This is a genomic window from Sphingomonas sp. Leaf25, from assembly GCF_001421635.1.
Classification (GTDB): domain Bacteria; phylum Pseudomonadota; class Alphaproteobacteria; order Sphingomonadales; family Sphingomonadaceae; genus Sphingomonas.
In genome coordinates this window covers 238,751-246,595 of sequence record NZ_LMKU01000033.1, presented here as the reverse complement: position 1 = coordinate 246,595, position 7,845 = coordinate 238,751, and the positions used below count along the sequence as shown (strand labels likewise).

Annotated in this window: 7 protein-coding genes; 1 reads left to right on the top strand and 6 read right to left on the bottom strand. The window is 68.3% G+C overall.

Going from position 1 to position 7,845, the window contains the following annotated elements; genetic code table 11:
• The first annotated feature begins 102 nt into the window (after positions 1–102).
• Complete coding sequence (locus tag ASE78_RS16195; RefSeq protein WP_056498516.1) at positions 103–1,062, top strand: AraC family transcriptional regulator; 960 nt, start codon at positions 103–105, stop codon at positions 1,060–1,062.
• A gap of 46 nt (positions 1,063–1,108) precedes the next feature.
• Here the strand turns inward: ASE78_RS16195 and ASE78_RS16190 are convergent, their stop codons facing one another.
• From ASE78_RS16190 to ASE78_RS19275, 6 genes are all read right to left on the bottom strand, one after another.
• Positions 1,109–1,459, bottom strand: a complete 351-nt coding sequence (locus tag ASE78_RS16190) for a DUF6481 family protein (RefSeq protein WP_055757587.1) — start codon at positions 1,457–1,459, stop codon at positions 1,109–1,111.
• 114 nt (positions 1,460–1,573) lie between these two features.
• Positions 1,574–2,473: an SDR family NAD(P)-dependent oxidoreductase gene (locus ASE78_RS16185; RefSeq protein WP_056499214.1), complete on the bottom strand. Its 900-nt coding sequence runs from the start codon at positions 2,471–2,473 to the stop codon at positions 1,574–1,576.
• 20 nt (positions 2,474–2,493) lie between these two features.
• Positions 2,494–4,068 (bottom strand): AMP-binding protein, encoded by a 1,575-nt coding sequence (locus ASE78_RS16180; RefSeq protein WP_056499209.1) that lies wholly within the window; start codon positions 4,066–4,068, stop codon positions 2,494–2,496.
• Positions 4,059–5,690, bottom strand: a complete 1,632-nt coding sequence (locus tag ASE78_RS16175) for a carboxylesterase/lipase family protein (protein ID WP_156351534.1) — start codon at positions 5,688–5,690, stop codon at positions 4,059–4,061. The genes ASE78_RS16180 and ASE78_RS16175 overlap by 10 nt, the downstream gene beginning before the upstream one ends.
• Positions 5,687–6,985 carry a spinster family MFS transporter gene (locus tag ASE78_RS16170; RefSeq protein ID WP_200911074.1) on the bottom strand — a complete coding sequence of 433 codons (1,299 nt, stop codon included), beginning with the start codon at positions 6,983–6,985 and terminating at the stop codon, positions 5,687–5,689. Before ASE78_RS16170 ends, ASE78_RS16175 begins: the two co-directional genes overlap by 4 nt.
• A 3-nt stretch (positions 6,986–6,988) precedes the next feature.
• The coding region (locus tag ASE78_RS19275) for a TonB-dependent receptor (RefSeq protein WP_200911073.1) at positions 6,989–7,845 on the bottom strand (857 nt) is incomplete at its 5' end.

Genomic DNA, 7,845 nt, shown 5'->3' with positions numbered 1-7,845 from the left:
ATAGCTTGCCCGAACCGTTTACTCGACCGATGACACGCGACGCGCAACAATACCGGGTCCGCAATGCACAACGATTCTCACGGCGCTATCCCGAAGATCGCCATGGATTCCTCGGTTCTGCCGGAGGCCGAGCAGTTCGCCTATTGGGCAGCGCACTCGCGCGGCGCACGGTTGCGACCGCTTGCGCCGGGACCGTTTCTGGCGCGCGGCGATCTGTGGGACCTCGGCGGGTTGCAGATCACGCTGGTCGAGGTCGATCCGTTCGTGGCGATCCGCGATCAGATGCTCGTCAACGCGGTCGATGCCGATTATCTGCAACTCGTCCAGTTGCTCGAAGGCTCGATCACGTTCGAATCCGATGGCGAGACGACGCTCTTGGAAGCGCCCGTCTCCTTCCTGCGCGACTATGGCCGGCCCAGCACCGCGACCTCGACCCGTATCCGCTGCCTGATCCTGTATTTCGCGCGCGATTTCCTAGAGGAAACGGTCGGGCCGATCGACTTTCAGGGTGCGCTCGCCCCCGTTCCCGACCTGATGTTGCTTCAGACCATCGCGACCCGGATGATCCGGTTCTTTCCGGCGGCATCGGCCGACAGCGCGCCGCTCTATGCGACGATCCTGCGCGATCTTGCCGCCGCCGCGCTGCTGCGCGCCGGCATCCACCGGCGCACCGACCAGTTGTCGCTGCTCGCCATGGCGAAAAACTATGTCGCGGCGCAACCGCCCGGCACCTTGTCGGTCGCGGGCATCACCGCCGCGCTCGGCATCTCGCGCTCGGTCGTCTATCGGTTGTTCGAGCGGGACGGCGGACTGCTCGCCTATGACCGGATGCGCCGCCTGCGGGCGGTCCACCGGGCGATGTCCAATCCGCTGAACGGCAGCACCCTGGTCGAGCTGGCCGCACGCTACGGCTTTCGCGATCAGGCAGCACTTTCCCGAAGCTTTCGCAAGGCGTTCGGATCGGCACCAAGCGACCTGGGCCACGGCCACGCCGCGATCCTGTCGTCGACGGCCAGTGCCGTACCCGACCGGATCCGACACGCGCTCGACAGTATCGATTAGCGGGGTTCAGCCATGCGACCGCATCGGCAGCAACCCCGCCGGCGTGTTATTTGCGGGCCTTGCGCGCGGCATAGCGGGCGTCGCGTGCCGCCTTCAGCTCGGCTGCGGTAGGCACCTTCGGACGCTTCGCCTTGATGGCTTCCGCTTCGGCGAGGGCAGCGGCTTCGGCCTCCGCTGCGGCTTGTGCAGCTTGCGCCTTGGCCAGTTCGATCGCCGCCTGCTTCGCGGCCTGGCGCTCGGCCTGCGCGGCCTCCCGCGCCTGACGCGCGGCCTGGCGTGCAGCTACATCGGCGGGGTCCGGCTCGGGCCGTTCGCGATATTGCTTCAACGCCTGTAGTTTGGCCGCTCGGGCAGCAGCAGTGCGCTCATTGAAATCAGGGGTTTTGAATGCCGGCATCAATACGTTCCATTGCAGGGGCGACTCTGCCCCCGGGCCGTATATAAGGCGCAACGGCGTCGACGAAAGAGACAACCGAACACAGGCCTGCTTCGGCGACAGTATATGCCGCGATCATCCAACACTTGCGGCGGCACACCGCGATGCTGCATTCCGCGCGCTGACGACTTCGCGCTCCGCCTGAAAAAATCCGTATTCGGGGACGGTTTCGCCGTTCCGGTCGCGAACCTCGTCCCAGCGTTCGATCAATCGATCGGCCGCATGGGGGCCGTCACCGATATAGACGCCATCGGTGAGGGTGACGTTGGCGACGGCGAAATGTCCGCCGCCCGCGCACAGGATCGCGCGCGTCGGTGCGGCATCGCCGGTCAGCGCCAGCAGGGCGTTGCTGACCAGTGCCGGGTCGAGCCGGGCAAGGCTGTCGTCGGGCAGCACGCCATGCGTCATCTGCGTCGCGGCGGTCGGGGCCAGCGCGTTGACGCGGATGTCGTATTTCGCGCCCTCGATCGCCAGCGTCTGCATCAGCCCGACCAGCGCCATCTTGGCGGCACCGTAGTTTGCCTGCCCGAAATTGCCGTACAGCCCGGACGACGACGTCGTCATGACGATCCGGCCATGGCGCTGTTCGCGCATCGGGTCCCACACCGCCTTCGAACAGATCGCCGCGCCCATCAGGTGGACGTCGATCACGGTCCGGAAATCGGCCATCGTCATCTTGGCGAAGCTCTTGTCGCGCAGGATGCCGGCGTTGTTGACGAGGATGTCGACCCGCCCCCACCGCGCCAGCACCGCGACCACGCCCTCGCCGATCGCCCCCTCGTCGCTCACCGATCCGGCCAGCGCCATCGCCGCCCCGCCGCCATCGCGGATTTCCTGCGCGACCGCTTCGGCCTGCTGCGGCGACACGTCGTTGACGACGATCCGCGCACCCTGCCGCGCGAGGAACAGCGCATGCGTCCGGCCCAGCCCGCCGCCGGCACCGGTAACGATCGCGACCCGATCTTGAAGCTGCATCCTGTCATCCTTTTCGAAGTTCATTGGCCATGCTCGGCACGCAGCCGCAGCTTGTCGATCTTGCCGGTCGCGGCCAGCGGCATGGCGGGCAGGCGTACGACCGCGTCGGGAATCCACCATGGCGCCACCCGCCCGCGCAGCGTCGCCAGCAGCGCCTCGTCGCGGATGTCCTCGCCGTCGCGCAGTTCGACGACCAGGATCGGCCGTTCGCCCCATTTGACGTCGCTGCGCCCGATCACCGCCGCCATCGACACCTGCGGCAACGCGCCGACCACGCCCTCGATCTCGGCCGGGTTGATCCATTCGCCGCCCGATTTGATGAGATCCTTGGCGCGACCGGTGATGAACAGGCTGCCGTCCCGGCCGATCCGCGCCAGATCGCCGGTCGCGAACCAGCCCGCCGCATCAGTCGCCGGTGCCGCATGGCCGAAATAACGGTCGACCACCGCCGCGCCGCGCACCTGCAAATGCCCTTCCACCTCGCGCTGTTCGGGCAGCGCAACGCCATCGGCATCGGTCAGCAACAGGTCGATCCCGATCGCCGGCCGGCCGGACGATGCTGCCTGCCGGTCGGCGTCGCCGGGCGGGGCGAAGGTGCCGGCGGGCGACAGCTCGGTCATGCCCCAGCTCGTCTGCACGGTCACGCCCAGCCGCCGTTCGAGCCGCTCCATCAGCGCAGGGGGCATCGGTGCGCCGCCGACGATGATCCGCTTCAGGCTCGGCACCTCGCCACCGACGCTGTCGAGATGCTCGACCAGCCCCAGCCACACCGTCGGCACCCCGACCGCGATCGTCACCCCTTCGGCGGCGATCAGCCGGGCGAGGCTCGCGCCATCGGTCGTCCGCCCCGGCAGCACCAGCGTCGCGCCGACCGCCGGCACCGCGAACGGCAGCCCCCACGCATTGGCATGGAACATCGGCACCGCCGCCAGCACCCGGTCGGCGGCGGTGATCGCCATCACATCGGCCTGCAAACTGCGCAACGTATGCAGGAAACAGGCGCGATGGGTATAGGTCACGCCCTTGGGCCGCCCGGTCGTGCCCGAGGTGAAGCACAGCCCCGACGGCATCCGCTCGTCGAACCCGCCCCATATCGCCGACGCCCCCGGCTCGACCAGCGTGTCGAGCGCGTCGACCGCCGCCGGCCCGTCGATCGCCAGCAATGCCGGCGGGTGGTCGAGCAGCGCCGCCGCCGCCTGCGCCAATGGGACCAGGTCGGCGCTCGCCACCACGATCCTCGCTTGCGACTGGCCTAGCATGTCGGCCAGTTGCGCGGGCGTCAGCCGGGGGTTGAGCGTGTGGCACACAGCGCCGATCCCCATGATCGCATACCACGTTTCGACATGCGCCCGGCTGTTCCATGCCAGCGTGGCGACATGGTCGCCAAGGCCGATCCCCTTGGCGATCAGCGCCGCCGAAATCGCCCGCGACCGCCGCTCCAGTTCGGCATAGCCGATGCGCTGCACCGACCCGTCGGGCGTGGCGGCGACCACTTCGGCATGGGGGTGCCATTTGCCGGCATGGGTCAGGAAGCGGTCGAGCGTCAGCGGGAAATCCTGCATTGCCCCCGGCATCACCTCGGCGGTCATCGGCATGCCTCCGTCCTGGCGAGCACCGGCGACGCCACGCCGACATTCCAGTTCCACGGCTGATCGCCCGCCGCGCGGCGACGACAGGTCGCGGCTTCGTGCAGCGCGTACATGTTGGGGAACAGGTACGCGCCCGGGCGCGGCTGGCCCGCGAACGCCATGAACCGCGCGCCTTCGCCATATGCCGGCCATGCCGGCGCATCCTTGGCCCGCGGCACCCCGGTCTTGGCGAACGATGTCCAATAGCCGATCATCGCCGTCGACAGCGCCCGCTCGCGCGGGGTGTCGGGCACCACCGGCCACGCCGGCGGCATGTCGCGCGCGGTGCCGAACACATAGGGGATTTCGGTGGCGTGGAAGGCGTGCAGCCCGTTGTCGTCGGCCGCCGGATAGCCATGGTCGAAATAATAGAGATAGGCGTCCTGCCCGGCCGCCGTCTGGCGCAGCGCGAGCCGGGTGGAGGTCCAGCCGTACATCGCGTCGCGCGTCGTCGCCAGCATCGACTCCGCCATCGTCGCGGCGGGATACAGCTTCAGGAACGGCGCGGCGAGATCGCCATAGCGCGCACCGATCGTGGCGACATAGGCGTGCGCGTCGGCCGGGGCCGGCGGCAACAGAAACCGCAGCGAGCGGATTTCGCCGGCGTTGAAGCCGGTCAGGATCGGCACCTTCGCCTGTTCGCCGCGATCGAACGTCTCGACCAGTTGCCGCCGCAACCACACGCCGTCGACGCTGCCCCACGGAATATAGCCCGACGCCGCCGCCTTCTGCACCAGCGTCGCCGCCGGCATCGCGCGCAGCGCGGCAAGGTTGCCCGCCCCAACCGCCGCCGCGACGCGCACGCCCTCGGCCTCCGCCGATGGCGTGCCGTGCGCGGTCGCGCGCAGTTCGGGGGTCGAGATCATATAGGCACTTTGCGCGATCGCCTTGTGGAACAGGCCGCGTGCCGCCGGCGACGCCATCAGATACAGGGTGCTGAGCGCGCCCGCCGACTCGCCCGCCAGCGTGACATTGGCGGGATCGCCGCCGAAACCGGCGATATTGCGCTGGACCCAGCGCAGCGCCGCGACCTGATCCATCAGCCCGTAATTGCCCGACAGGCGCTGTTCGTTTTCCGCGCTCAGCGCGGGATGCGCCAGATAGCCGAGCACGCCGAGGCGATAGTTGATCGACACGACCACCAGCCCCTGTTCGGCGAGCTTTCGTCCGTCGAACATCGCCTCATGACCATAGCCCGCGATCAGCGACCCGCCATGCACCCACACGAACACCGGATGGTTGCCCGGCCTGCGCGGTCGCCAGACGTTGAGCGCGAGGCAATTCTCGCTCATCCGGCGCGGCGGATCGGCATAGATGCTGCCCATGCGCGGTGCGGGCTGGACACACGCATCGGCGAACTCGGTCGCCTTGCGGATGTCGCTCCATTCGGCCGCCGGCACCGGCGCGCGCCAGCGCAGATCGCCGACCGGTGCCTTGGCGAAGGGGATGCCGCGAAACACATCGGTTTCGCCGAGGCGGACCCCCTCGACCCTGCCCGCCGGCAGGGTGGCGACCGGCCCGGCGGCGACCGCCGCACCGGTCGTCAGCAACGCGGCGATCGCCGCACCGAATGCGAAAGCGCGCATCATGCGACCTCTCCGGCAAGCGTCTCGCGACCGATCGCCCGGGCGAGCGCGAGGAACAGCAGCACCGCCACCGCATAGAAGGGGAGCAGCGTGTAGAACGCCATCTGCAACGGCCTGGCATGCCCCGCGCTCGCGAACCAGTCGCTCGCCGCGCCGAGATAGGTGGGGCCAAGGCCGAGGCCGATCAGGTTCATGACCAGCAGCAGCAGCGCGCCGGCCATCACCCGCTGCGCGGGCGGCACCGATTCCTGCACGAACGCGACGGCGGGCGAGAGGTAGAAATAATTCAGCCCCATCGGCAGCACCAGCAGCACCATCGCCAACTGCCACCCCGGCGCAGCGATGAATCCGGCGAAGAACGGCGCGGCGACGACCAGCGCGACGGCGGGAATATAGGCATAGGCCCGCCGGTCGCGCGGCACGAAGCGATCGACCATCCGCCCGGCGAGGAAGATGCCGCCGCCCATCGAAACCAGCACCAGCAGCGCGTACCACACCGCGACCTCGTTCAGCGTCATCCCCTTTTCTTCCATCAGGAACAGGGTGATGAAATTGGCGGCGGCATAGGTGATGAACTGGTTGGCACCGGTGGCGAGCGCGGTGAGCAGCAGCACGCGACGGGTGAAGAACATGCGACAGGTCGGCCAGAACGGCGCGCGTTCGGTGGCGATGCCGCTCGCTCCGTCCAGGCCGCCGCGCTTGGGCTCGCGGACCGTCAGGAATACGACGATCGCGGTCGCGACGCCGACGATGCCCAGCGCCATGAAGGCGTCGCGCCAGCTATAGGCGGCGGCGATCGACGCGCCGAACGCCACGCCCAACGCGTTGCCGATCGGCGGCCCCAGATTATAGAGGCCAAGCGCGGTGCCGCGCGTGCCGGGGCGGAAATAGTCGGAGATGATCGCATAGGACGGCGGCACGCCTCCCGCTTCGCCGACCCCGACCATCATCCGCGCGCCCGCCAACTGGCCGTAGTTGCCGGCAAGGCCACAGGCGGCGGTCGCCGCGCTCCACAATGCGCAGGCAAGCGCCACGACCCGCACCCGATTGCTGCGATCGGCGAACCACGCCACCGGAATCGACAACACGCAATAGAACAGCGCGAAATACAGCCCGCTTATCAGCCCGATCTGGCCATGCGTCAGGCCCAGTTCGTCGCGGATCGGCTTGGCGAGGATCGCCAGCAACTGCCGGTCGAGGAAATTCAGCACATAGACGAAGCACAGGATGGCAAGCACGAACCACGCGCGGCGGTTGGCGGGCGGCACGGCGGCACCGGCCGCAGCGATCGTCGCCACCGCTCAGAGGCCCTTTGCCAGACGGATGCCGATCGTGCGCGGGCGCAGCGTTCCGAACCGGCTCGCGAAAAAGGCTTCCGGGTGGATGTACGTCACCGAATGATCGTCGGTGAGGTTCTCGACATAGAGCTGCCCGAACCAGTCGCCATGGCGCAGCCCGGCGGCAAGGTTCAGGTTCACATATTCGTCGGTTTCGCCAAAGGTCGGCAGGCGCGCGCGCGGATTGCCCGGCACGTTCGGGAACGAGCTGTTGTACGACCCGACATATTGCGCGTTGACCGCGACGCTGGCGTTCCAGTCGGGCTTCAGGTCGAAGCCGTAGGTGATCGACGACGATCCCTGCAACCGCGGGGCCGACAGCCGGTGGCCAAGCACCGCGCCCGAAATCGCCGCCTCCGCCGCCGTGAGTTGGGTGATCTTCGCATCGTTATAGGCGACGTTGAGGCCGAGGAGGAAGCCGGTGGCCGGGATCACGCCCATCTCGACCTCGAACCCCTTGCTGCGCGCCGCGCCGACATTGGCGGCGAACTGCACCGAATCCGAAATGCGATTGGCCTGGACCTGGATGTTGCTCCAGTCGATGACATAGGCGGCGGCGTTGATCGTCACCCGTCCGTCGAGCCACCGTCCCTTCGCGCCGACCTCGTAACTCTTCAGGTCGTCCGACGACGCCCCGTCGGGGATCACCAGATCGCTCGGATTGACCGTGCTGACCCTTCCGGCGAACGCATTGACCACCGGCCCGCGATACCCGGTCGCGAACGTCGCATAGGTCGTGATGTGGTCGACCGGCTTGAAGCTCGCGCTCGCCTTGTACGACGGCTTCGATCCCCGCGCCTCGCGTCCGGTCGCCGCGGCGT